19 protein-coding genes and 1 riboswitch are annotated in these 25,699 nt (G+C 40.9%); of the genes, 17 read left to right on the top strand and 2 right to left on the bottom strand.

Translation table 11 applies throughout. The features are described from left to right. Positions 1-180 precede the first annotated feature (180 nt). The 3 genes from A8F95_RS11565 (at position 181) to A8F95_RS11555 (ending at position 5,105) form a co-directional block, all read left to right on the top strand. On the top strand, positions 181-522 hold the full coding sequence (locus A8F95_RS11565; RefSeq protein ID WP_065410638.1) for a hypothetical protein: 342 nt from the start codon (positions 181-183) through the stop codon (positions 520-522). Positions 523-863: 341 nt separating this feature from the next. Beyond that, positions 864-951: riboswitch (cyclic di-GMP riboswitch) on the top strand. Positions 952-1,458: 507 nt separating this feature from the next. Continuing rightward, positions 1,459-2,946 (top strand): class I adenylate-forming enzyme family protein, encoded by a 1,488-nt coding sequence (locus tag A8F95_RS11560; protein WP_065410637.1) that lies wholly within the window; start codon positions 1,459-1,461, stop codon positions 2,944-2,946. Positions 2,947-3,662: 716 nt separating this feature from the next. Further along, positions 3,663-5,105, top strand: coding sequence for an aldehyde dehydrogenase family protein (locus A8F95_RS11555; protein ID WP_065410636.1), 1,443 nt, complete (start codon positions 3,663-3,665; stop codon positions 5,103-5,105). A 281-nt stretch (positions 5,106-5,386) separates the two neighbouring features. Here the strand turns inward: A8F95_RS11555 and A8F95_RS11550 are convergent, their stop codons facing one another. After that, the gene (locus A8F95_RS11550; protein WP_065410635.1) at positions 5,387-5,803 is read right to left on the bottom strand and encodes a PaaI family thioesterase; all 417 of its coding nucleotides are present in this window, start codon (positions 5,801-5,803) and stop codon (positions 5,387-5,389) included. A gap of 249 nt (positions 5,804-6,052) precedes the next feature. Here A8F95_RS11550 and A8F95_RS11545 point away from each other — a divergent pair, with 249 nt between their 5' ends. From A8F95_RS11545 to A8F95_RS11530, 4 genes are all read left to right on the top strand, one after another. Then, positions 6,053-7,123, top strand: coding sequence for a type III polyketide synthase (locus A8F95_RS11545; RefSeq protein WP_065410913.1), 1,071 nt, complete (start codon positions 6,053-6,055; stop codon positions 7,121-7,123). Continuing rightward, positions 7,120-7,632 (top strand): isoprenylcysteine carboxyl methyltransferase family protein, encoded by a 513-nt coding sequence (locus A8F95_RS11540; protein WP_065410634.1) that lies wholly within the window; start codon positions 7,120-7,122, stop codon positions 7,630-7,632. Before A8F95_RS11545 ends, A8F95_RS11540 begins: the two co-directional genes overlap by 4 nt. 164 nt (positions 7,633-7,796) lie before the next feature. Continuing rightward, a complete protein-coding gene (gene yyaC, locus A8F95_RS11535) occupies positions 7,797-8,393 on the top strand; it encodes a spore protease YyaC (RefSeq protein WP_245671276.1) in 597 nt (198 codons plus the stop codon). An 11-nt stretch (positions 8,394-8,404) separates the two neighbouring features. After that, positions 8,405-9,088 carry an NAD(P)-binding domain-containing protein gene (locus A8F95_RS11530; protein WP_065410633.1) on the top strand — a complete coding sequence of 228 codons (684 nt, stop codon included), beginning with the start codon at positions 8,405-8,407 and terminating at the stop codon, positions 9,086-9,088. Positions 9,089-9,219: 131 nt separating this feature from the next. On the opposite strand, the gene A8F95_RS23400 is transcribed toward A8F95_RS11530, so the two are convergent. Beyond that, positions 9,220-9,303, bottom strand: coding sequence for a hypothetical protein (locus tag A8F95_RS23400; RefSeq protein ID WP_425415000.1), 84 nt, complete (start codon positions 9,301-9,303; stop codon positions 9,220-9,222). Positions 9,304-9,660: 357 nt separating this feature from the next. On the opposite strand from A8F95_RS23400, the gene A8F95_RS11525 reads away from it, so the two are divergent. The 10 genes from A8F95_RS11525 to A8F95_RS11480 all read left to right on the top strand — a co-directional run bounded on the left by A8F95_RS11525 (position 9,661) and on the right by A8F95_RS11480 (position 25,608). After that, positions 9,661-10,089 carry a cell wall hydrolase gene (locus A8F95_RS11525; protein ID WP_065410632.1) on the top strand — a complete coding sequence of 143 codons (429 nt, stop codon included), beginning with the start codon at positions 9,661-9,663 and terminating at the stop codon, positions 10,087-10,089. Positions 10,090-10,301: 212 nt separating this feature from the next. Then, entirely contained in the window at positions 10,302-12,275 is a 1,974-nt protein-coding gene (locus A8F95_RS11520; RefSeq protein ID WP_176713676.1) for a methyl-accepting chemotaxis protein, read from the top strand. Positions 12,276-12,449: 174 nt separating this feature from the next. Then, complete coding sequence (locus A8F95_RS11515; protein ID WP_077247333.1) at positions 12,450-14,051, top strand: PucR family transcriptional regulator; 1,602 nt, start codon at positions 12,450-12,452, stop codon at positions 14,049-14,051. Positions 14,052-14,198: 147 nt separating this feature from the next. Then, the gene (locus A8F95_RS11510; RefSeq protein ID WP_065410630.1) at positions 14,199-15,656 is read left to right on the top strand and encodes a CoA-acylating methylmalonate-semialdehyde dehydrogenase; all 1,458 of its coding nucleotides are present in this window, start codon (positions 14,199-14,201) and stop codon (positions 15,654-15,656) included. A 27-nt stretch (positions 15,657-15,683) separates the two neighbouring features. Next, on the top strand, positions 15,684-17,024 hold the full coding sequence (locus A8F95_RS11505) for an aspartate aminotransferase family protein (RefSeq protein WP_065410910.1): 1,341 nt from the start codon (positions 15,684-15,686) through the stop codon (positions 17,022-17,024). 139 nt (positions 17,025-17,163) lie between these two features. After that, positions 17,164-18,879, top strand: coding sequence for a sigma-54 interaction domain-containing protein (locus tag A8F95_RS11500; RefSeq protein WP_077247332.1), 1,716 nt, complete (start codon positions 17,164-17,166; stop codon positions 18,877-18,879). Between the two features lie 215 nt (positions 18,880-19,094). Then, the gene (locus A8F95_RS11495; protein WP_065410629.1) at positions 19,095-20,258 is read left to right on the top strand and encodes a saccharopine dehydrogenase family protein; all 1,164 of its coding nucleotides are present in this window, start codon (positions 19,095-19,097) and stop codon (positions 20,256-20,258) included. Between the two features lie 113 nt (positions 20,259-20,371). Then, on the top strand, positions 20,372-22,453 hold the full coding sequence (locus A8F95_RS11490) for a hydantoinase/oxoprolinase family protein (RefSeq protein ID WP_065410628.1): 2,082 nt from the start codon (positions 20,372-20,374) through the stop codon (positions 22,451-22,453). After that, entirely contained in the window at positions 22,450-24,210 is a 1,761-nt protein-coding gene (locus A8F95_RS11485) for a hydantoinase B/oxoprolinase family protein (RefSeq protein ID WP_065410627.1), read from the top strand. The genes A8F95_RS11490 and A8F95_RS11485 overlap by 4 nt, the downstream gene beginning before the upstream one ends. Positions 24,211-24,240: 30 nt before the next feature. After that, positions 24,241-25,608, top strand: a complete 1,368-nt coding sequence (locus tag A8F95_RS11480; RefSeq protein WP_065410626.1) for an APC family permease — start codon at positions 24,241-24,243, stop codon at positions 25,606-25,608. Positions 25,609-25,699 lie beyond the last annotated feature (91 nt).

Genomic DNA, 25,699 nt, shown 5'->3' with positions numbered 1-25,699 from the left:
TCTCCTTTTAGTAGTGATTATATCACCGGTGCACCAAATACTAAACATAACGGGCAGGCTGTTACTTATTTTTTATTTTCATGTAATTTCATAGACATCTAGACGAAAAGTTCAATTGATACAATGAAAGGTAAGCAATTAAATGAGATACATATCACAACGAATAAAAGGAGTTTCGACATGGAGGAGCATGTAAAAAAATCTTTAGAAGAATGGAAACAGGAAATTAGTGAATTGTTAAATGACATCGATAAGGAATATGAAGAAATTAAGCGCGAGCTGCAGGTATATTCTTATAAATTTAGCATTACGAAGCAAGTTATTCAGTCAACGATTAATGAAGATATTATCCGCAACATTCGCGAGCTTTATCATACTCCTTTTGAAAAGCGATTTAATCAGTTAAAGGAAGAGATTACAGACTTGGAAGAAAAGAAAAAAGTGTTTCAAATGTTTATTGATAAGATTGATAAAGTAAAGGGAAAAAAAGAAGAGAAGCCTCAAGATGTTGTTCAATTGTAACCAACTAGTGGGCTGTTTAGGGAAAACAGGCGCTTAAGTGCCCGTTTTCTTTTTTATTTTTCTATGTTTTTTGATTCAACTGCTAGAGGAATAACTTCGATGCTCCTTTTTAAGTAGAGCTATCCCTCTTTTTTTTTCAAAAAGAAAAGTGTGAATACAAAATGATAAAAATGTAGGTTTGGTATTAAACCACCTTAATTTTCGACAAAAAAAGTGATAACAAGACAAAAATATACATTGTTATTTACAAATTTTAGTCAGTGGGTTATGATATAAGTCATAAATACCTATGTCTAAAGTAATAACTATTTGGATGATCTATTTATAAATCAATCTACCATACACGATAATGGCAAACTTATTGAAAGATAAGGACGCAAAGCTACGGATCTAAGGTTATGTAATAACTATGATCGCCGGGTTACCGAAAGAGGTTGGATATAGTGAGGATTACCTTACGATAGAGGTAATCCCCGTCTACCTATGCTCACCAATCTTTTGGTGGGCTTTTTTGTGTGAATTTTTGCTTTCTAGGAATTATTAGGAAAACAAAGTAGGTCTCTCAGAGATGATTTCCTTTTAGTTCATTATACAGTTCAACATTTACTATACTTTATCCATTAATCCTCAGGAGCTTATGTTGACGGAAATATCATTGTGCCATCTTTAGATTTCTATAAGGGGATTCAGCAAGGAGGCGATTAGATAAGCTTTTTTGCGACACCCTCTGAATATTCTTCTTGAAGTATCATTTTCCTCTTGCCTTCCTTTTATTAAAGATAACAAAGTATCTGTACAGGAGAAGGGATAGCCTTAGAGTAGATTCTTTACGTCCTTTTAAATAAAGGATCTAACCTTTTGTGTCATCAGCATATATACAGGAGTTTCTGAAGATGTTTTATGTACGTGAGAAACTTTTAAGAAAGGAATACAGAAATGTCTTATTTATATGATTGGATTTTTAATGAAGAAGCAGATTTATCGAAGAGAGCTTTAACAACACAAGCAGGCACTTACACTCTAGGGGATCTAAAGCAAAATGTAAAAAAGTATTGTCACCTCTTGGAAGAACTAGAAGATTTAAAGGGGAAAAGAGTCGCTATCATTATGCCGGGAGTAGTGAGTTTCCTAAACATTGTACTGGCGGTAAATAAATTAGGAGGGACCGTTATCCCAATTAATCCACTTTTGAAGAAAGAAGAGTTAAATCAAATTCTGTCCTATATTAATCCGCATGTTATTTTTACCATTAAACAACACAATAGTTTTAGCTTGGAGAATGCTGTGCAAATGTGGGCCGAATCTTCAAATGAAGAAGCCATCATTATTCAGTCAGAGGACGGTTTCTACTGGGAAACTAAGATGATTGATGGAGAGGAGAAAATATCTGAAAAAGATCCAACCCCTTATGTAATAGCCTGTACATCCGGCAGTACAGGGCTGCCTAAAGGAATAAGGGTTGATCGGGGATTTTTTAAGTTTGCTCAAAGATCGTTAACTGCGGCTGCTGATCTATCAAAAAAAGACAAAATCTTTTTAATGGTACCGATATCAGGGTTATACGGACTTTGTTGGCTGCTGTCAGGGATTCATTCGCAAGTTTCCGTGGTGGCTACTGAATCATTTAGTTTTCCTCATATTATAAAACTAATGAAATGGAATCCCACTAGTAAATTGGTAGCAAGTCCTTGGCTATTCAAAGCTCTATGCATGTTCGATAATATTAATGATGTATCCGTACTTAAACCATTATCAGCCGTGTATCTTGCGGGAGAAATGATCTCAGATGAATTTCTTGAAGGGATTCCCCCTTTAAAAGGCTGCAAGATTACCAGCCTATACGGGCTTTCAGAGTTAGGAGTTATGATGTACACAAAGACGGATATCCGAGAAGGAATAGAATGGACATTATCACCTGAAGTAGAATTCAAATTGGCAAACCGGTCTCCTGAAGGAGTAGGAGAATTATGCTTTAAAACACCTTGTGACTTTCTCGGTTATTATAAACATCCTCAATTGATGAAAGAGATTTATGGCGGCAGTTGGTTCAGCACAGGAGACCTAGCAAAAGTGACGAATGAACAGACTATACAAATTGTGGGCCGAAAAAAAGATATGATCAAAAAAGCAGGGCAACAAGTGATCCCAAGTGAAATTGAACAACTCTTAACAGAAATTGAAGTGGTGGAAAAAGCCGTAGTTTTAGGTGTGCCCCATTCTGTATTAGGCGAGCAAGTGGTCGCCTTCATCGTGAACAAAGAAGAAATACAGTTAAAAGATATTCATACTTACTGCAGAGAAAGATTAGCTAGCTTCAAGGTTCCAGATCAGTTTTTTGTTCTGAAGGACATACCGCTAACACAGGGGGAAATCGATAAGGCGGCCCTGAGAAAGAAAGCGATGAGCTTAGCTGCTGTTAATTAAGGGGATAGACATTCTCTTTTGTTAATATGTGGTGCAGCAGATTAGAATCAGCACAAGAAAGTGAAGCGAAATAAAAAAGCCAGTGGAATGTAAAACTCTGGTTTTTTTTATGCTGTCTATTTAAGAGAGAACATGATTCTCATTGAATGGGATGATTATCCTTTATTCTAATTTGCCGTTCTAGAGGGCTGGAGAAATAGGAAGACTTCGTTCATTACGATGAATCTATAAAAATACTTGATCATAAAATAGATCATGATCAAGATACAAAGACAGCTCTAATTATTACAACGACCCTCACTTGTTTAGTGCGAATCAATCAGAGATAGAGAATGAGAAGTTCTCATTACAAGTCCTGATAATATAAATATTTTTCCAGGCGACAGAAGTTTTATACTAATTAGCGGGATGATACAGATTTTCTAAGTAAAGTTATCAAGCCAGAGTACCCAAACAGACAGAAATCCCTGCTAGTAAAAGCGCAATTTCGCTATTTTTATTAACTGAAAATATGCTAAAATAAAAAAAGTTCCACTATTCACGACACTTTTACCAAATGTAGAATTCGCATTTCCGCTCACTTTTCGGCATAGTCAGGGGAAAAACTGCCACTCATTTGCGAGTGAAGTACAGATAGATAAGCTAATAGGAACTTATGCCCAACTGCTTTTTTATAAGCAGTATAAGTGATTATTGTTGTAAGAGGAGGAGAAACAATGCGTTATTTAAATTACATCAATGGACAGTGGAAAGAACCAACGACAGGGGAGTACAAAGAAAATCACAGTCCCCACAATGGAGAGAACCTAGGGGAATTTCCTTCTAGTGCAAAAGAAGATGTTCAAGAAGCAGCAGCTGCTGCAAAGAAGGCGTTTTTGTCATGGAAAAAATGCTCATTCCAAGAGCGAGCCTCTTATCTTCGTAAAGCTGCAGCGATCTTAAAAGCCAATGTGGAAGAAGTAGGTCGGGACTTGGCACTTGAAGAAGGCAAAACACTCGCAGAAGCAGTTGGGGAAACGCAGCGTGCGATCAGCATTCTAGAATATTATGCAGCAGAAGGATTGCAGCCAATTGGTGATGTGATCCCGTCTGCTAATGCAGAAACATTATTATATACGAACCGCGTGCCGCTTGGTCCAATTGGATTAATCACTCCTTGGAATTTCCCGATTGCTATTCCAGTTTGGAAGCTTGCACCGGCTCTGATCTACGGAAACACCATTGTCATTAAACCAGCAGACCTCACACCGAAGTCGGTATATCACGTTATGAAAGCTTTTGATGAAGCAGGCATGCCGGCCGGTGTCGTGAACTGTGTGTTCGGAAGAGGTTCGGTAGTCGGCAATGAACTTGTAGAAAATCCAGCTATTAAAGCGATTTCTTTTACTGGTTCCAATCAGGTTGGTCTTCAAATTCAAAACCAGGCTACAGCGAATGGCAAAAAGGTACAGTTAGAAATGGGCGGGAAAAACCCATTGATTGTGCTAGCTGGTGCCGAAGTAGAAAAGGCAGTAAATATCGCCATCAACGGTGCTTTTAAATCCACTGGCCAAAAGTGTACAGCAACAAGCCGTGTGATCGTAGAAGAAGGAATTTACGAAGCCTTCCGTGATCGGTTAGTGGAACGTACAAAGGAACTAAAAGTAGGAAATCCGCTTGAAGCAGATTCATTCATGGGGCCAGCAGTATCGAAAAGCCAGCAGGATGGAGTGTTGGCTATGATTAAAGCTGGCAAGGCAGAAGCGACTCTTCTTTGCGGAGGAGAAGTGCCGGCAGAGGCCGACTTGGCAAACGGTTTTTACATAAAGCCGACCGTGTTTGAAAACGTATCTTGTAATGCCAGAATTGCCAGAGAAGAAATTTTTGGTCCTGTCATTGCCTTATTCAAGGTAGGCAGCTACGAGGAAGCCATTGAAATGGCCAATGATACAGAATATGGATTAAGTGCAGCTATTTGTACAAATAACCTTACGTTAGCCAATCGTTTTGTTGACGACATTGAAGCGGGGATTGTTCATGTGAACTCAGAAACAGCGGGCGCTGAACCGCAAGTTCCATTTGGCGGCTGCAAAGCATCCAGTACGGGATCACGCGAACAAGGGAAAACAGCCATTGAATTTTACACACAAGTGAAGACCGTTTACATGGATCGGATGTAATCTTTCTTTATAAACTAAAAACACCCCTTTCGACTAGGGATGTTCAGGCTGTTGGCAAACGCTCACTTTCTTCGTTGCTCGCCTGCCTGTGGTGCTGATGACCCTGATGGTCACTCCGCTCCTCGTCAGGTTTCGCGTCTCGAAAGACAAACGCTTGCAATCAGCCTGACAGCATATAAAGTAGATTTTGTCTACAATCTCAACACCCCTTTTGACTAGGGGTGTTTTATTTTGTTCGAAGCTGTCTCATAGCTTCTCCACAAAGGATGAGAAGGATATGGTTATTTTTTATCCATAATCATAATAGAAGAGGTTACGCTTGCCGTTAATTTGCCATTTTGTTTTAAGTCTGCTGTCAAATAAGAAACCGTGCGCCCGAGCCTTTCAACCTTTACGTCAATGTCAACTTCGCCAGTAAAGGTTGGGCGGTGAAAAGTGGTCTGCAAATTAATAGAAGCGAACGTTTGGTTTTCGTTTATTAGCGGAGTAATGGCGTAGGCCATCATAATATCAGCAGCAGCTGCCACAAAGCCGCCCATAATGACCCCATTTCCATTTAATAAGTGGTCTTCGATCGTCCAAATTCCTTTTGCATAGCCCTCACCTGCTTCTAACACTTTTACACCGAGCGTCGTATCGCATGCTGGTGGCAAACTCTCCCCGCGAATGACTTCATTCAAGTTGATGGTTTTAATCATTTGTCTCGATCCCCCTATGTATATAAGCGCTTTCAAACTGATACATACACTATTCGCCAGCTCATTGGACATTTCCTGCATCATAGTTGAATAAACGGTCGTAAATAAAGTGTTATGTTTAAAGTTCCTTATTAGAACGAGAAAAGATCCAAGGAACTGGAAAATAAAGTATCGATTGGGTGTATGAGCTATTTAAAGAGGGAAAGATATCAGTAAATTATTTAGTTGGCAGAAGGGATGAAGAAAGAGATGCCGTTTATTAGAAGTGTAGTGACTGAGAATCCATCCTATCGCTTTGATCAGAAAGAGGTGGTTGAGGTAGTCCGGAGTTTATTTGGGGGGCATTATAACGATATTGAGCGCCTATTGCGGGTATTTGGCAATGGACAAATTGAAAGCCGTTATTTTGCGGCTCCGTTGTCATGGTTTGAAAAGGAGCAGGGATTAAAGGAGAAAAATGACAAATATATTGAGGAATCCGTCCGGCTTGGAAGAGAAGCGGTGACAAAGTGCTTGCAAGAAGCAGGGGTTAATGAGGAAGAGATTGACGCTTTTATTTTCGTTTCCAGTTCAGGAATGGCGACTCCGACTATCGATGTCCGAGTGATGAATGAATTAAAATTTCCCGCTCACGTAAAGCGGATTCCGCTTTGGGGGCTTGGCTGTGCAGGCGGAGCAGCCGGCATGAGTAGGGCGCATGATTATTGTCTCGCTTATCCAAAAGCAAAAGTGCTTGTGCTCTGCATCGAATTATGCAGCTTAACCTTTCAGCACGCTGACATGTCAAAAAGTAATTTGATTGGTACGTCTTTATTTGCCGATGGGGCAGCGTGCGCTTTAGTAACGGGCGAAGAAGCTCAAATTACGGGTGCCGGATTTTTTACAAAAGGCACACAGTCTACATTGATGCCCGATTCCGAAGACGTAATGGGGTGGGATGTGAAGGATGGAGGGCTGCATGTCATTTTCTCTCGAGACATCCCGAGTATCATTGAAAGTTGGTTAAAGCCTAATGTGGAACTTTTTTTAGAGCGGATGGGCAAAAAATTAGATGAGATCGATTACTTTGTTGCTCATCCAGGTGGAAAAAAAGTAGTTGATGCCTATGAAGAATCATTAGGATTTAGCAGTGAAAAAACGACTCCTTCTCGAAAAGTATTAGCTTCTCAAGGAAACATGTCTTCTCCAACAGTATTATATGTATTAAAGGAAGTGATCAATCGCCAGCCTTCTTCTGGTGAGCAAGGGCTGCTGACAGCACTTGGTCCCGGCTTTAGCTCGGAGATGGTCTGGCTTGAATGGGGAGAGATGAACCAATGACTTTTTTCTTTATTTTATTTGTCTTTGTTGTGGCACAGCGGCTATTAGAGGTCGTCTATGCTCGCTCTAATGAGAAACGAATGCGGGAGCAGGGGGCGATCGAAGTAGGTTCTGATCATTATAAATGGATTGTTTTATTACATATTTTATTTTTTATTTCTCTTTTAGGAGAAGTCCTTTATTTGAAATTGGGCCTAGCCTCAGGCTGGCAATGGTTCTCTATCATTTTCCTGCTTGCCCAAGTGCTTCGTGTTTGGTCTCTTGCTTCCTTGGGGCCGTTCTGGAATACAAAAATTCTCGTCCTTCCCGGCGCATCACGAGTAAACCGCGGTCCTTATCGCTGGATTCCTCATCCTAACTATGTCGTCGTGGCGACTGAGATTGCCACCTTTCCTCTTATTTTTGGAGCTTGGAGAACAGCTTTAGTTTTTTCGGTTGCCAATGCTCTACTTTTACTGTATGTGCGAATTCCTGCGGAGGAGCAAGCATTACAAAAGCTGAAAAGTTAGTAATAAATATTCGCAAAATAACAAGCCTGCTTCCTTGTTATTCCATTACAATGAAGTTAATGGATTAAGCATAGTAAAGTAGAAACAATGTAAAGAGCCCCGTCTAGTTATTGAAATAGGAGATAGGGGCTTCTATATGATTAGCTGAACAGGGGAGGGGTAAGATGAGCATCTGGTTTCTGAGAAGAAAAAAGCGGAGAACAAAGGGGACGATCAATTGTTACGTAACAGAAAAAGCTAAAATAGAGAAGATGGAGACAGAGGTTATTGTCGAAAAAATAAAAGACGCATTAGAAAAATCAGTGAAAAAAGAGATTGTTTTTCTATGTGTTGGCACGGACCGCTCGACAGGAGATTCGCTTGGTCCTCTCGTTGGAACGATGCTAAAAGAAAAGACGATTCCATACGATGTTTATGGTACGTTAGAGCAGCCTGTTCACGCATTAAATTTAGAAGAGATGATACAGAACATTTACAAGAAGTACGAGAATCCGCTGATATTTGGTATTGATGCTTGTTTAGGGGAGAAACAGAGGGTAGGCCTTATTCTTTTTGAGGAGACGCCTTTTATTCCTGGGAAAGCTCTTAATAAAGGGTTTTCTGAAGTCGGAGATGTCCATTTACGAGCGATCGTAAATTATTTAGATCCACTGACACCCGCGCAAACCTTGAATAATACACGGCTTTATACGGTTATCAATCTTGCAAAAACAATAACAGATATCATTTGTCTGTCTATACAGAGTAAAAGAATAGAATAGGGGCGAAAAAGATGAAAGTTGGTTTAGTGGGGATTGGAAAACTAGGGAGAGCCATGATGGAGCATTGGTCTTTCAAAGGCCGGGCCGTTGGTATTTATCATCCGGAAAGAACAAAAGTGGAAACGTTTATTCAACATTATCCAAGCGGGTACATATTGAACGAGAAAGAACTTTCAACATTGGATATGATCATATTAGCTCTTCCGGCACAAGAGATTGTCCCGTTTCTAAATGAATGCATGGACAAAGGGATTCCATTAACCGAGACGCGGATTATCAACATGGCGACAACACTTTATACGAAAGAAGTGAAAAGCCAATTTCCTCACCTTTCTATTTGGGGAATGAAATTTATGGGGCATGCGAGAGATTTATTGGAACGGGGAGATGGTTTGTTTATTACAGAATCTCCTTTGCCAGCTGAAATAACTGAAGTATTTCATGACCTTGGAAGAATCAAGATAGATAGTGAAGAGAAACTATTGCAAGTAAATAAACTAGCCACTTATTATGCGGTGAAAGCGGCGTTAGAATTGGAGAGCCATTTTACAGAACAGGGATTGGCTGCTGACTACATCGAGAGAGCGCTTAGATCACTCGCTCCAGAAGTGATGCGTTCCTATAGTGAGGGGAAGCTTGGCCACTTTGGAAAAGAGATTGTCCGCGAATTGAAAACAGATCGTATAAGCAAATAAAAAAGTCAGACTGCTTCAGAAGGCAGTCTGACTTTTTTGGATAAGAGAAGGCGTTAGTGTGCCGTCTGGCGTATAGGTTTGGTCAGCGGATACTTCACTTGCTGTTACTAATCCAGCTGCTTTTCCTGCCTTCATTCATTCCCTGCAAATCCGTACAAAATAAGAGAGGATTCGACAGCGGCAACGATTGCCTGGGAAATTTCTTTGCTAACCACAGCTTGGTTGTAAAGCGCGCCGTGTGGTTTTACATGCTTTAATTAGGTTCCCTCTGCTTTGGGAAAGGATGCAAGTTCGTTGCCAAATTGAACAGTCACTGCTCCCCCACAGGGTGGCTTTATTAAAATCTTTTCTTTTTTCGAAGGTTTTGATTGGCGCATTCTTTCGCTCTTTATTTGAGTATAAAAGTGTTCAAAATATCCTGTCACTTTAGTAATCATAGAAATAGAAAGTTAGAGATCTGAGAGGGAAAGTTGATTTCTGATTGTTTGGATAAACAGATGATCTTATAACTGTGTCTCATCATTTAGATGGTAAAGAATATACTAAAAGAGAGATTTCACGGAGGTGAAAAAATGGCAGTCGTAAAACATAGGGCATCGGATATTGACTTGCTGGCAAGGCTGCTGAGGGCAGAAGCAGAAGGTGAAGGAACACAGGGGATGTTAATGGTGGGCAACGTTGGAATTAATAGAATTAGGGCAAACTGTTCTGATTTTAAGGGACTGCGCACGATTCCCCAAATGGTGTATCAGCCGCATGCTTTTGAGGCTGTACAGAAAGGATACTTTTATCAAAGACCACGGGAACGTGAGCGAAGGCTGGCTCGTCGGTCGGTTAATGGAGAAAGGATCTGGCCTTCAAAATATGCGTTATGGTACTTTAGACCAGAAGGAAACTGTCCGTCGACATGGTACGACCAGCCGCTTGTAGCACGTTACAAACTTCATTGTTTTTACCAGCCAACAGGTGAAGAGTGTGAAAATGTTTATAATATTTATTAAAAAATGGTAGCGTTTAAAGTTTTCTGTTATGCACCGGGGAGCTGTTCTTACAGCTCCTTATTTATGTAGAATTATGTCTGTTGTTAGCGTTTTTTTATTAAGATTTTGTAAATAAAAAGGCCTAAATGTATAAAACTCCTAACCCGTAAGCTATAATGTGTTTGATTTATATAAGTAGTAAAATGTTACTAGTTGAGGGCGAGGGAAAAGTTTTGTTTAGGCTTAAAACATTAAGCAACAAATTGTTCATTATTCTGTTGGCAACTTCGATTATTCCGTTATTGATTTTAAGCATCATTCTACTGTATAACACCGATCAGGCTTTTTCAGCGCTTACCCAGCAAAGCCAGCAATCCACTAAGCAATCAGTCGTCCAGAGTCTAGAACGATCTTCAACTGAATTGTTAGATTTAGCAAAAAAGTATAGTCATGATAAAGAACTCGTTCGTGCTTTTCAAACAAATAATCGGGAGCAGCTATTGGCAAAAATACGGCCGATCTTTGAACGCTTACAAGAAGAACACCATATTAGCGTATTTGAATTTGGCGAGACAGATGGGACCGTCTTTCTAAGAGGGCATAACCCTCAAAAATACGGAGATGACAAAAGTGAGCTTCCTGCTATCCAAGACGCCTTAGAAGGAAAAGGGGCAGCAGGGTTTGAATTCGGAAACAGTGGATTAGCAGTGAGAGCATTCATGCCTTTAGAAGCGAATAACAAGGTGATCGGAACACTGCAGATGGGGATTGATCAAGATTTTTTAAAGGGTTTGGCGGAGACCGTTCAAGGCGTGCAGCTTAACCTATACAATCCATCTGGTGAAGTCATGGTTTCTTCTACTCCAGAAAATGTTGGAAAACAACTGGATGATACAGCTGTTATCAATAAAGTGCTAACGGGCAAGGAAGCTTCTATTGAAAAGGGAGAGTTTTTACAAACATACATACCGATGTTTGATCCTACGAAAACGGAAGTCATTGGCATAGTGGAGATTTCACAAGATATTTCAGTTATCGTAAAAGCGGATCATAAGATGACGCTGTTAACCTTCATCGTTGGCGGGGTCACACTGTTGTGTTTGATTATTGCTTCGCTTTTATTTAGCCGTTCCATTTCGGAACCTATTAAAAAAGCAGCCTATTTTATGGACGAATTTGCGAGAGGCAAATTAAATACAATATTTGAAGGCAAAAAGAGGAATGATGAAATCGGGCTGTTAACAGAGTCGATTTTCATGATGCAGAATAATGTTAAAGAGATGGTAGAGCGAATTGCTGATACTTCAAAGATTGTTGCCAAACAAAGCAGTGTTCTAAAACAATCCTCTAACGAAATTAACGAAGGGAGCCAACAGATTGCCTCTACTATGAATGAGCTCTCAGCAGGTGTAGAGACACAAGCGGGCTCATCGTTAAAATTAGTAGAAAAAGTAGGAGTTTTTTCTAAAAACATTCAGGCTGCTTATGACCATGGAAAAGATATGTCGGCTACAACCGATCATGTATTAGATTTAACGAATAAAGGAAAGGCCTTAATGGATGCCTCAATTCAAGATATGAGCACGATGCATGAAATTGTGAAAGCATCGATGAATCAAGTGAAGGATTTAGACGAGCAAGCGAAGCACATTTCAGGAATGATAAAGGTGATTCGGGATATTGCAGAGCAGACAAACTTATTAGCACTCAATGCCGCGATTGAAGCAGCTAGAGCGGGAGAACATGGAACAGGCTTTGCTGTAGTCGCAGGAGAGGTTCGTAAGTTATCAGAGCAGGTGGCTGACTCGATTAGCGGTATTACGGAAATGGTGAATGGGATTCAACAAGGTTCGAGAGAGGTAACGGGATCCTTGCAATCGAGCTTTGAGAAAGTAGAAGCAGGCGCAGAACAAATTCAAATGACAGGTATGACTTTTGACGAAATAACAGGGACCATTTCAACTCTTGCTCAAAAGATTCGTGTGATTACCACACACTTAACCCAACTTAATGGAGAAACAGAAAGCATTGGATCAACGGTCGAGAGCATCGCTTTAATCTCTGAACAATCTGCTGCTGGTGTTGAAGAAACAGCTGCTGCAGCCCAAGAAGCAAATAGCTCCATGGAACAAGTTAAAAATTATGCAGAGAAGTTAGCGGACCTTTCTGAAGAACTAAACGATTTATTAGAACAATTCAATCTGTAGGAGATCATTCTGTAAAATTTTCTTCCTGCAAAAGACGAGGACGCTCCCAAAGCTAAGCTTTTGGGAGTGTTCTTTTTTAAGTTTTTTTGCTTTTTCCATATAATTGAATGATACTAGATTTGATATTAAACTTGATATAAATAGAATGAGGTTAGAGGGTGCGGGGGTGGATACGTGAAGAAAGAGATGAAATTATCAGTTCAGGAAGTGTTAGACCTTGACTATTTTCAACAGGCAGAAGTCGTAGCGGGAAAAAATGGCCGGCATCGGGCAGTAAAATGGGTGCATGTAATGGAGGTCTCTGACGTAAGCAACCTTCTCAACGGCGATGAGCTGATTCTTTCCACAGGGGTAGGGTGGAAAGCAGGAAAAGAAACGCTCTTATTGCTTGTACAGCAATTAATTGATTGTCAGGCAGCAGGGCTTTGTATCGAGCTGGGAAAATATATGAATGAAATTCCAATTGAAATCCTTCAGCTTGCCGACCGTCATGACTTTCCCATTATCGTCTTTTACGAGGAGGTTCGCTTTGTTGATATTACAGAAAGCGTTCATACCTTAATTATAAAAAAACAATATCAAATGATTGCTGATTTAGAAGACTACTCTCGTCGAATCAATGAAATATTGTTAGAAACAGCTCCAAGAGAGAAAGTACTGAAAATGATGCATCAACAAATTCAGCTGCCGGTCATTTATCTTCCGAGGGAGGGGCGTGCAGAGATTGTTTCAAATAAATCAACTAGAGAAGAGCAACAGCTTCTTGCTGATTTAAATCAAAATAAGCTAGAAAAAAATTGCCATATTGCCCGCCAGCCTATTCATATATGGAGTCAAAGCTTTGCGGAGTTAATCATTATCTCAGAGAGAGGAGAAATAACAGAATTTGAAACATTGATTTTAGACCGTACGACTACAGCGCTTGCGCAGGTTATTTTGCGAGAGTTATGGATTGAAGAAAGAAGAAAGGCAAAAGAGGCCGATTGGGTTCAAAAGTGGCTGCAGGGAGAGCATACGGAAGAGCAGATCAATCAGTTCCTAAAAGAAATAGAGCCAAAATTGAAACCGAAACGGGCAGTCGTCTTTCTGTTACAAGTGGATCAATCTGATATAGAAAACTCTGATTTAACCTATTTAAAGATGCTGCTTCGGTCTATTTTTCAAGAACAAGGATTTTTTCTTTTATCAACGATCTCTAAAAACGAAATCATTTTTATTTTGCTGGATAAAAGAAAAGAAGATACTTGTAAGCAACGAATCAAAGCAGCCATAAACCAGATTAAAAAGTCAGACTACGTTAAAAATTACTCTTCTTTGCCTGGAAAAATTAGTGCAGGAACGATTGTTGATAAATTGACTCACATAAAATCAAGTTATGAAAAAGCAACGATCGTAGCGACTATTAGGGAAAAGGTTTCCTGCGAAATGAAAAGTTATTTTTATGAAGATTTGCATATTTATAGATTGATTTATGCTGTCCATGAACAAGGGGTGCTTCAGGAATTTGTTTCGGACTATTTAAGCACTGTCCTCGCATATGATGAGTATCATCATGCTAAGTTGATGAGCACGTTAAAAACTTATTTAGCATGTAATGGTTCAAAAAAGGAAACGGCAGAACGGCTTTATATTGTAAGACAAACGCTCTATCATCGGCTCGAAAAACTATATGAATTACTAGGAGAGGACTTTATGGAACCGCCAAAACGGCAGGCGATTGAGTTTGCCGTTTCGGCATATGAGTATTTCAAGGCGATTGGCCAAGACTTTTCATAAACGACAAAAGGTAAGGAAATAAACTGTAATTGGCCAAAATGTAGAAAAAATTTTCTGAATATTTTACGATTTGTCTAATGAAAGGGTTCTCCAATGAAACTATAATGAAGCTATCAAACAGTTTAAATTAGTGCAGGAGGGTTTATGATGGTAGTGACAAAAGATGTGAAAACAGTGAAGAACTTTATTAATGGACAATGGACAGAGTCATCTAGTGAAAAGATAGAAGAGATCCCGAACCCGGCAACAGGTGAAGTGATTGCTAGACTAACTGTTTCTACAAAGGAAGATGTGGATCAGGCAGTAGCAGCAGCGGAGGAAGCGTTTCAATCATGGAAGAAGGTAGCAGTACCTCAGCGTGCTCGCATTTTATTTCGTTATCAGCAGTTGTTAGTGGAAAACTGGAAAGAACTCGCCGAAATTGTGACGCTTGAGAATGGAAAAAGCTATAACGAAGCCTACGGCGAAGTGCAGCGCGGCATTGAATGTGTCGAGTTTGCTGCGGGTGCGCCGACTTTAATGATGGGGAGCCAGCTTCCAGATATTTCTCCAGGCATTGAATCGGGCATGTACCGTTATCCTCTCGGAGTCGTCGGCGGCATCACGCCATTTAATTTTCCGATGATGGTTCCATGCTGGATGTTCCCGCTTGCTATTGCTTGTGGAAACACTTTTATCTTGAAGCCATCTGAACGTACGCCGCTTTTAGCGAATCGTTTGGCAGAGCTATTTAAAGAAGCTGGACTTCCTGATGGCGTGTTGAACATTGTTCACGGAGCCCACGACGTCGTCAATGGAATGTTGGAGCACAAAGATGTAAAAGCGATTTCCTTCGTAGGTTCTCAACCTGTTGCGGAATATATTTACAAAACGGCTGCTGCGAATGGCAAGAGAGTACAAGCGTTGGCAGGAGCTAAAAATCATTCTATCGTATTGCCGGATGCCGATTTAGAAAACGCAGCCGCTAACATTACGAGCGCTGCTTTCGGATCAGCTGGTGAACGCTGTATGGCAGCCTCTGTCGTAGTGGCTGTTGGAGATATTGCAGATCAATTAGTGAGCCTTCTTAAACAAAAAGCGGATGATATTAAAATGGGCAATGGCATGGAAAAGGAAGTGTTTCTTGGACCGGTTATCCGCGAAGCTCATAAGGAACGGACCATTGGCTATATTGACAGCGGTGAAAAAGAAGGGGCTGTGCTTGTCCGTGACGGCAGAAGAGAAGGGGAAAATGAAAAAGGTTATTTTGTCGGCCCGACGATCTTTGATCATGTGAAAACAAATATGAAAATTTGGCAGGATGAAATTTTTGCTCCAGTACTTTCTATTGTACGGGCTGAAAGCTTGCAAGAGGCGATTGAGATAACAAATGAATCCGAGTTTGCAAACGGGGCTTGCCTCTATACAGACAGTGCAAAAGCGATCCGGGAATTCCGTGAAGAAATTGATGCAGGAATGCTCGGCATTAATCTAGGTGTACCAGCTCCAATGGCATTTTTTCCGTTCTCAGGTTATAAAAACTCCTTCTATGGCGACCTTCATGCGAACGGTAAAGACGGCGTAGAGTTTTATACGCGCAAAAAGATGTTGACTGGCCGTTATTAAGAGAATCAAAAATGGAGGGGAACGATGATGCAGGTAACGAAAAAAGAGCAGGATCTGCAAAAAAGGGATGAGCGTTATGTTTGGCACGCGATGAGGGGATCAGCGCCAGCTGTCGGAAACATTATTGCACAGAAAGCAGAAGGGGCTTGGATAACAGATATAGACGGCAACAAGTATTTGGATGGGCTGTCAGGTCTTTGGTGCGTGAATACTGGCTACGGAAGAAAAGAACTGGCAGAAGCTGCTTATGAGCAACTGCTGGAAATGCCTTACTTTCCTTTAGCTCAAAGTCATATTCCTGCGATTAAGCTAGCCGAAAAGCTAAATGAATGGCTTGGCGGCGATTACGTTATCTTTTTCTCAAATAGCGGTTCAGAGGCAAACGAAACAGCTTTCAAAATCGTTCGCCAATATCATCAACAAAAGGGAGATCACAGCCGATACAAGTTTATTTCCCGCTATCGTGCTTATCACGGTAACTCAATGGGAGCTCTCTCGGCTACAGGCCAAGCTGAACGAAAATATAAGTATGAGCCGCTCGCTCCCGGATTCATTCACGTGAATCCGCCGGATATGTATCGCCGTCCTGATGATGAGCAGACGCTTGAGAGTGCAGAAGAAGTAGATCGAGTGATGACCTGGGAGTTAAGCCAAACAGTAGCAGCGATGATTATGGAGCCTATTATTACAGGAGGAGGCTGTCTGATTCCTCCACAAAACTACATGAAGAAAGTAAAAGAAATTTGTGAAAAACATGGAGCCCTCCTAATTTGTGATGAGGTCATCTGTGGCTTCGGCCGGACAGGCAAACCATTTGGATTTATGCATTATGATGTGAAGCCTGATATTATCACAATGGCGAAAGGGATTACGAGCGCCTACCTTCCATTGTCAGCGACAGCTGTCAAAAGGGAGATTTACGAAGCTTATTGCGGCAATGATCAATACGACCGGCTTCGTCATGTCAATACATTCGGGGGAAATCCAGCAGCTTGCGCTTTAGCGTTGAAAAATTTAGAAATTTACGAAAATGAAAAGCTGATTGAGCGTTCACAGCAGCTTGGAGAGCGTATGCTCAAAGAATTGGAAGAGCTAAAAAGCCTCCCATTTGTTGGGGACATCCGTGGAAAAGGTCTGTTGATTGGCATTGAACTAGTAGAAGACAAACAGACGAAGAAGCCGGCAAAGGCTGAATTAATCAATAAAGTGATCGGCCTTTGTAAGGAGAAAAAACTGATTATCGGCAAGAATGGTGACACCGTAGCTGGTTACAATAATATACTACAGCTTGCACCTCCATTGAGCATTACAGAAGAAGACTTTACCTTTATCGTACAAACATTAAAAGAGTGTCTAAGCTCTATATAATTTGAAATTAAGAGACTGCTTTGGAAATACTAGGGCAGTCTTTTTCTCGTTTCGTTAAAAGGGGTTTCTTAAAATGAAGAGAACTATTTAACTTAGGACAAACAGAGTGATAGGGCTAATAATTCAAGGAGGATCCGGAATGAAGATTGAAGAGTATCTGATTAAAGAATCTGCATGTATTCCTTGGCCGACAACTTTTGAAGAACTTGTTATGGCTGCAATTAAATCAAGCTGCAAATGGTTTATATTATATACTTCTGAAAATATTATAGGATGCGTAAGGAGAGAGGCAATAGCTGAAAAAATTGAAAACTTTGGCTTAGCGGCAATGAAAGCGATATCAATCGAAGATGTAGTGATAGAAGCTTCAGTTTCATATAGCGGAGATCAAAATCAACTCATGTACGAAGAGAATAAAATAGTAGTCATTAAGGATAAAAACAATGAGATTCAAGGTGTGCTTGATTGGGAGCTTGATGATAACTTACGTAATGTCATGACGGGCGATGAATGGCTTATGAAAGAGTTCCAAACTGTCTTTGATGAATACTATAGGAGTGTTCTCGTCACAGATGAAAAAGGAAAAGTTATTCGTGTAACATCGGAGGATGACCAGCAATACCTGGGGAAAAATGTGTTTGATCTGGAGAAAAGAAAAATCTTTTATCCATCCATTACAGCCAAGGTCTTTAAATCAGGAAAGAGAGAGAATGGATTGCAATATACAAACACAGGTGAGATTTTTGATATAGAATCCATTCCCGTTAAAAATGAGCAAGGCAAAATTGTCCGAGTTGTCTCTATAACAAAAAATTCTTCAGAGGTAAATCAACTCAAAAACAGACTAGAAGAGTCAAGGCTTTTATTGGATAACTACCAAAGAGAGGTAGCGCGAATTCAGCAAGAGAAATATGAAGATAAACCTTTTATTTATACGAGTAAAAAAATGGAAGATTTATTTGAACTTATCAAGTCAGTGGCAGCGGTCGATGCCTCAGTTCTTGTTTTAGGTGAAACAGGCGTAGGAAAACAAATGGTGGCTAATCAAATTCATTTATTAAGTGATAGAAATGACAAGCCATTTATCACGATCAATTGCGGAGCTATACCGGAGAATTTATTAGAATCTGAACTCTTTGGATATGAAGAAGGTGCTTTCTCAGGTACAAGAAAAGGAGGAAAGTTGGGGATTTTTGAGATTGCTAATAACGGCACTCTTTTTTTAGATGAAATTGGAGAAATGTCTCTGGCTCTACAAGTAAAGTTGTTGCGAGTTTTACAGGAGAAAGTGATTATGAAAGTAGGAGGAACAAAAGAAAAAAAGATAGATGTAAGAATTATCACGGCTACAAACAAGGATCTCAGCCAAATGGTCAAAGCAGGCACTTTTCGTGAAGACCTCTATTACCGTATTAACGTAGTACCTATTCATATTCCCAGCCTTAGAGAGAGAAGAGAGGACATACAAGCGCTTGCTTTTCATTTTCTTCAAAAATTTAATCTGAAATACAAAAAAAATGTCAACTTTGGCTCCCTGCAACTAGAGCAACTATTAAGTTATTCTTGGCCAGGGAATGTTAGAGAGTTGGAAAATGTAGTAGAAAGATTTGTAGTAATGGAAAAATCCATTTTCTTTAGAGAGAAGGAAGCAGCCCCCATATCCCTTGCGAGTATTGAAAAAGGAGAAGAGGAAGTGGCTAATCTATTTGAGTTTTTAGAAAGCGTTGAAAAGCAGCTTTTGCTGAAAACGATGAGGAAATGCAACACGACAAGAGAGATGGCGAAGTCCCTTGGAGTCAATCAGTCTACTATTGTACGAAAACTCCAAAAGTATAAATTAATAAAAGAGTCCTAACGAGATAGAAGAAGGTTAATACGTTAAATATCTTAAAAATAATTGTCTAGATGCACATGAACATCTCTTTTTGATGCAGGATGCCATCAAGATAAACAAATATTTCTGAAAATTGTTGATATAACAGTACTCCTGCCAACAAAATGTTTGGCATCATTCTTGCTATATATTAAACAAGCTATACATAGCAAATTAATATTTAGGGAGGCATCAATGTGAAAAAAGTTGTTGTTTTAGGTGCGGCAGGCACAATTGGTCGAGTGATTGTAAGGGACTTAGTTGAGAGCGGCGTGGAGGTAGTTGCGGCGGATTTAGATATGAATAAATTAGAGGAATTAAAAAGCTGGGTAAATAATAAAATTTCGGTTGTTTCCTTAAACATTAAAGATGAACAACGAGCACAGGAGGTTCTCAGCCAAGGCGCAGTATGTGTAAACGCATCTAATTACATTTTTAATTTGGATGTTATGAAAGCTGCTGCGGCTGCAGGAGTGAGTGTACTTGATTTAGGAGGTCTTTTCAAACGTACCAATGAACAGCTAAAACTAGATGCAGAAATGAAGGCTGCGGGTATTTTATCAATTGTTGGAATGGGGTCTGATCCTGGTACTTCTAACATTTTCAGCCGTTATGGTGTGGAAATGCTGGATGAAGCGGAAGAAATCCATATTCGTTACGGATCAACCACTTCAGGGGTTACCTTTGCTTTTGCCGTTGATACGATTATTGATGAAGCTATAAAGAATGCCTTAGTTGTAAAAGATGGAAAACTGCTTGAGATTCCACCGTTGGCGGATGAAGAATACACAGTTTTTCATGAAGACATTGGTATTCAAAAAACATATTCCATCATTCATTCTGAATTAGCAACATTGCCAACCAGCTTTCCTAGCGTTAAACAGATAACATACAAAGATACTTGGGATCCGGAAACGATTGAAAAAATAAAAACCTTAACCTCTTTAGGGCTTTTAGAAACAGATCCTGTAGAAATTGCAGGCAATAGCGTTTCACCTAGACGCCAAACGGTATCATTGCTGCAAACAGTGTTAGCTAAAAAGGAAGAACCTATCTGGGGGAAAGATGCCTTGTTAGTAGAAGTAAAAGGAATGAAGAATGGCAATAAAACATCTATCAAGTTAGAGTTAGTAACAGATTACCAGCCGAAATGGAATGTCAGCGCCACTCAGTACGCGACAGCTATTCCAGCATCTATCGTTGCTCAAATGCTTCTGAATGGTGAAGTGACAGAGAAAGGGGTTAAACCGCCAGAGAAATGCATTGATCCGAAAAAGTTTTTAGCTTATCTACGTGAGAAAAGTGTTGAAGTAAACATTACGCATAGTGAAACTAAAAAAGATCAAGCTATTTTTGTATAAAGCCTAAAGTAAGTATTTGTCAATAAAACACAGAATATTAAAATTTTATTTATCTTTCATGAAAATGAAACTAATAGTCTAAGTAAAAAACTACGTGATGAGAGGTAAAAACTATGAGTGTAACTGGAAATGTATTAAATAAAGTACGGGTAGGAATCGATACGGGCGGAACCTTTACGGACTGTGTTTTATGGCAGAATGAAAAGCAGCCAATAGTTGTTAAGGTGCCTTCCACACCGCAAAACCCGGCGGAAGCCATTATAAACGGCTTACAACGTCTTTGTGACCTTGCAGGAATTCCGGTCGAGGAAGTCGACCTTCTTGCCCATGGGACCACAGTGGCTACAAACGCCATGCTACAGGAGCAATGGGCTAAAGTCGGCCTTATTACGACTAAAGGTTTTCGGGATACATTAGAAATTGGCACACAAATGCGGCCTGAGCTTTATCAGCTTCAGCAGAAAAAAACGGCGCCAATTGTACCGCGTCATTTGCGAATGGAAGTAACAGAGCGGATTGATCCCCAAGGAAAAGTAGTCGACGAGCTGAATAAGGAAGAGGTCTATGAAGCATTAAAGAAACTCCTTTCTGAGGATATTGAAAGTCTTGCGGTTTCTTTTCTGTTCTCTTATGCCAATTCAGAGCATGAGGCACTGGTTCGAGAGGCAGCGGCGGAGCTTGATCCGGAATTGTATGTGTGCATTTCTTCAGAAGTCAGCCCTGAGTTTCGTGAATACCCACGGACATCCACAACTGTAATCAACGGGGCGCTGGCTCCTGTTGTACGCCGTTATATCCGGTATTTACGTGAGGAACTACAATCAAGAGGCATTGGAGAAAAATTGAATATCATGCAGTCAAATGGAGGAATCGTCTCAGGAAAAGAAGCGGAGGTTTCCTCGCATAATCTCATCCTTAGCGGACCTGCCGGTGGAGCAGTGGCAGCGGCTGAGATTGCCCGCAAGGCTAATTTCCCTAATGCCTTAACTTTTGACATGGGAGGTACGAGTTCGGATATTGGCATTATTATTGATGGGAAACCGCAAGTTGTTCAAGGCACTTCGGTAAATGACGTTTATCCATTGCAAGTGCCAACTGTTGACATCCACACGATTGGAGCGGGTGGAGGCAGCATCGGATGGAAAGATAAAGGCGGAGCATTGAAAGTGGGGCCTAAAAGTGCAGGCGCTGTGCCAGGACCTGCTTGTTATGGAAAAGGGGGAACGGAGCCGACAGTAACAGATGCAAACCTCTTTCTTGGCCGCCTTGATCCAGAAAACTATCTAGGTGGCGAATTTACAGTTTACCCTGAAAAGTCCTATGCAGCATTAGAAAAACTCGCAAAGGAATTGGACCTTGATGTGGAACGTGTCGCTTCCGGAATATTGGAGGTTGCCAACGCTAGCATGGCTGGAGCGCTTCGTGTTGTATCTAGCCGCCGGGGATATGACCCGCGGGACTTCGCACTGATTGCCTTTGGCGGAGCGGGTCCACTGCATGCCACTGCATTAGCAAGAGAACTAGGCATTAAAACCGTCATTATTCCTTCTTCAGCAGGTGTACTATGTGCACAGGGATTGCTTTTAAGTGATATGCGGCATGATTTTACCCATACAGAAGTTGTGGCTCTTGACATCGCTGATTCAGCGAGCTTGGAGAGAAGCTTTGTGGAGTTAGGCGAGCGGGGGGCTGCACGTCTAAAGGGAGAAGGAGTACCGTCTGAGTGCATACATTTGAAGCGGTCATTGGATCTTCGTTATAAAGGGCAGGAATATTATTTGAACGTCCCGGTTGAGGGAGAGGTCACAAGGGAGTTGCTTCAGGAAGCAGCTGGCAGCTTTCATGAAGTTCACAAGAACACATATGGCCATGCTGCAGAAAATGAGCCTGTAGAAGTTGTAAATTTAAGATTATCGGCGATTGGAGAAATTGAGCGTTTAGACGACGAACAAGTGGTAAAGCAAGAAGTTGGTCTAAATGCGAACACGCCTATTAATCATCGCTCAGTATACTTTAATGAGTACGGATGGATGGATACACCAATTTATCATCGCGGCGGTTTTAGCTTAGATACTGAAATTGCAGGACCAGCCATTATTGTTCAAATGGATACGACAATGATTGTAGAGCCACAGCAAACTGTTAGAGTAGACGAGCAAGGAAACTTGATTGTGTCATTGGAGGGGAGAGCATGAGAAAACAATCGCAGCTGTCAATAGAGAAACCAGAAACAGAATCAAAAATCGATGCTATTACATTAGAGGTAGTCTATAGCGGCCTGCTCGCCGCCGCCGATGAGATGAGTGGCGTGCTTGGAAGAAGTGCCTATTCACCCATTATTAGAGAGATGATTGATTACTCTTGTGGGATTTTTGATAATAAGGGCAATCTGATTGCACAAGCAGAAAACATTCCAGCTCACCTAGGTTCAATGGGCACGGCCTTGCGGGATCTTTTCAATGATTTTCCTCTAGATACGTTTCAGCCTGGAGATGCGTTTTTAGTTAATGATCCATATCGCGGTGGACAACATACGCCGGATTTGCATGTGTTTACGCCAGCATTCCTTGAAGGACAGTTGATTGGAATATGCGGTACGATTGCTCACCATGCAGATATGGGAGGAAAAAACCCAGGTACTGAAGGCTTTGATAACAAATCTATATTTGAAGAGGGCTTACGTATTCCTCCTGTAAAACTGGCGACAGCAGAACAAATTAATGAAGCTGTTACAACCATTATTGCTGGCAATGTTCGCGAGCCCAGAGCCACGATGGGGGATTTGCGTGCTCAAATTGCTGCATGCCGTTATGGAGAAGGGCGTCTGAAGGAGTTAGCGAACCGTTATGGAGTGGACACTTTACTAGAAGTGATGAAGAAGTCGATGGATTATTCTGAATTGCGTATGCGGACAGAGTTAGCCGCGATGAAGGATACGGAGGCAACGGCTAGTGGATGGCTTGATGACGATGGCGTTGGCGGTCCTCCTGTCGAAATACGCATCAAAGTGATGAAGAGAGGACGGGATATTGAGGTTGACTTTACAGGTACTGGTCCGCAAATGGAGGGAGGAATGAACGTTCCGCCAGCTGCAGCTACTTCAGCTGTATTGTATGCCATAAAGTGTGTAGTCGATCCATCAACACCACAAAATCAAGGATGCTTCCGTCCTATAAAAGTACGGCTGCCTGAAGGCAGTATTGTTAATCCACACTTTCCTGCAGCTGTTAGTCTGCGTCATCTTGCTGTTCAACGAATAGCTGATACTATTTTACGCGCCCTTTCTGAGTTGTATCCAGAGCGTACAGCGGCCGGAACATTTGTTGGATTCTCCAGCTTAGCCATTGATAGCTGGCATCCTATTCATGGGAACCCAAGAGTCATACAGGACGATCTCGGAGGAGGGATGGGAGCCCATCCAAATGGAGATGGCATTGATGCAGTCGATACTCATTGCGGGAACGTGGCAATCTTACCGGCAGAGGTATGCGAGTTATCTTATCAAATTCGCGTTCGGTCGACCGAGTTGATTCCGGATTCAGGCGGTCCAGGTACATGGCGAGGGGGACTTGGGATTAAAAGAGAGTACGAGATACTTGAGCAGGAGCATCAAGGATTAGTATATACAGAACAGTCTAATCCAGACTTCGCTCCTTGGGGATTAAAGGGTGGAAAAGCAGGTTCGTCTGCTAAGATCAGGCACGTTAGAAAAGATGGCCAAGAGGTTGAAATGCGAAAAGGATATTTTCAAGCTCAGCCAGGAGATCGTATTATCATAGAAACATCTGGCGGAGGAGGATATGGATATCCGGTACTGCGCGATGTACAAAGAACGATTAAAGATGTTCGAGAAGGAAAAATAAGTCTTGAAGCTGCAGAGAAGGTTTATGGAGTAGTGATTAAAGACGGCTGTATTGATGTGGAGGCAACTATATTAAAACAATCCAAATAAAAAGCATTGCAGTAGGAGGGGGTTAGGGGAATGGAGGATAGGTTGAAAGTTGAGAAAGAAGTCAATCAAGGAGCAGATGAAATCGAGAAATTTGGATATAAACAGGAGCTCCAGCGTTCATTGACATTTTGGGATTTGTTAATCTACGGGTTGTCTTTAATGGTGCCGATCGCTCCGTTTGCTATCTATGGATATGTAGCTCAAGCTTCAAATGGAATGGTTTCTCTTGCCTACTTAATTGGAATGGTCGGGATGATTTTTACCGCTCTAAGTTACGCACGGATGTCAGAGGCTTTTCCGATTGCCGGATCTGTCTATTCTTATGCACAGCGAGGAATTAACGACTTTATTGGTTTTCTGGCTGGATGGATTATCCTGCTTGACTATATTTTTGTGCCTACACTCATATATTTAGTTGCAGCAGCAGCTCTTGAAGGCATTTTGCCGGGAGTTCCTACTACTGCTTGGTTGGTCCTTTTCATTGGGAGTAACACTGTTCTTAACATAGTGGGGGTAAAAGTCACTGCCAAAGCCATAAAGGTTATCACCTATCTCATACTTATCGTTTTAGCTGTATTTGTAGTATCTGGTATTTTCGCTATTATGAACGGAGTAAATGGGGCTGAGTTTTCGTTCAAACCATTATTTGATTCTAGTAGTTTCAGTATAGAAATGGTAATGAGTGCAGTTTCAATTGCAGTATTAAGCTTTTTAGGGTTTGATGCCGTTTCGACAATGGCAGAGGAATCAAAAGGAGAAAATAAAGTCATTGGAAAAGCGATTATTTTCTCTTTATTGGCAGTAGGAGTTCTCTTTGTTGTTCAAACGTGGATCGCAGCGCTTATTTATCCTGATTATCAGAGCTTTAGCAACATAGATACTGCTTTTTATGAAATTGCTGAGATCGCTGGAGGTCCATGGTTAAAGTGGATTACTGCCTTGGCAATAGCGATTGCTTTCGGAGTGGCGGACGCCTTAGTGTTCCAAGCGGCAATATCTAGACTGTTGTTCAGTATGGCCAGAGATAAAAAATTGCCTTCAGTCTTGGCTAAGGTACATCCGAAATATAAGACGCCTTATATAAGTACCATTCTTGTAGCCGTAATTTCGTTGGCTGTTGCCACTCTTTTCTCATCCCAAATGGGCAGCTTAACCTCTATAGTAAACTTTGGAGCTTTAACAGGATTTATCTTGTTACACATTTCAGTGATCAACTATTACATCCGCCATAGAAAAAGTCGTGATTATCTGAATCATCTTTTTTTTCCGATCATCGGCTTAATTATTATCGGGTATGTATGGTACAGTTTAGCAGCGTTAGCTAAGCTGCTCGGTATAGCTTGGATTGTTATAGGAATGGGCTACATGTTTTATTTAAAATGGAAGAACAATAACTGATCTCAACATTTTCTATGTGCGAGACATATCTTTTAAATTGAACGAAACGATTAGTAATAAAATAGCTTACAAGAATTCAAGGAGGAGCAGA

Origin of the sequence: Pseudobacillus wudalianchiensis (genome assembly GCF_001685015.1) — a bacterium.
In the GTDB taxonomy this organism is placed as follows: Bacteria; Bacillota; Bacilli; order Bacillales; family Domibacillaceae; genus Pseudobacillus; species Pseudobacillus wudalianchiensis.
This window is presented reverse-complemented; position numbering and strand designations above follow the sequence as displayed.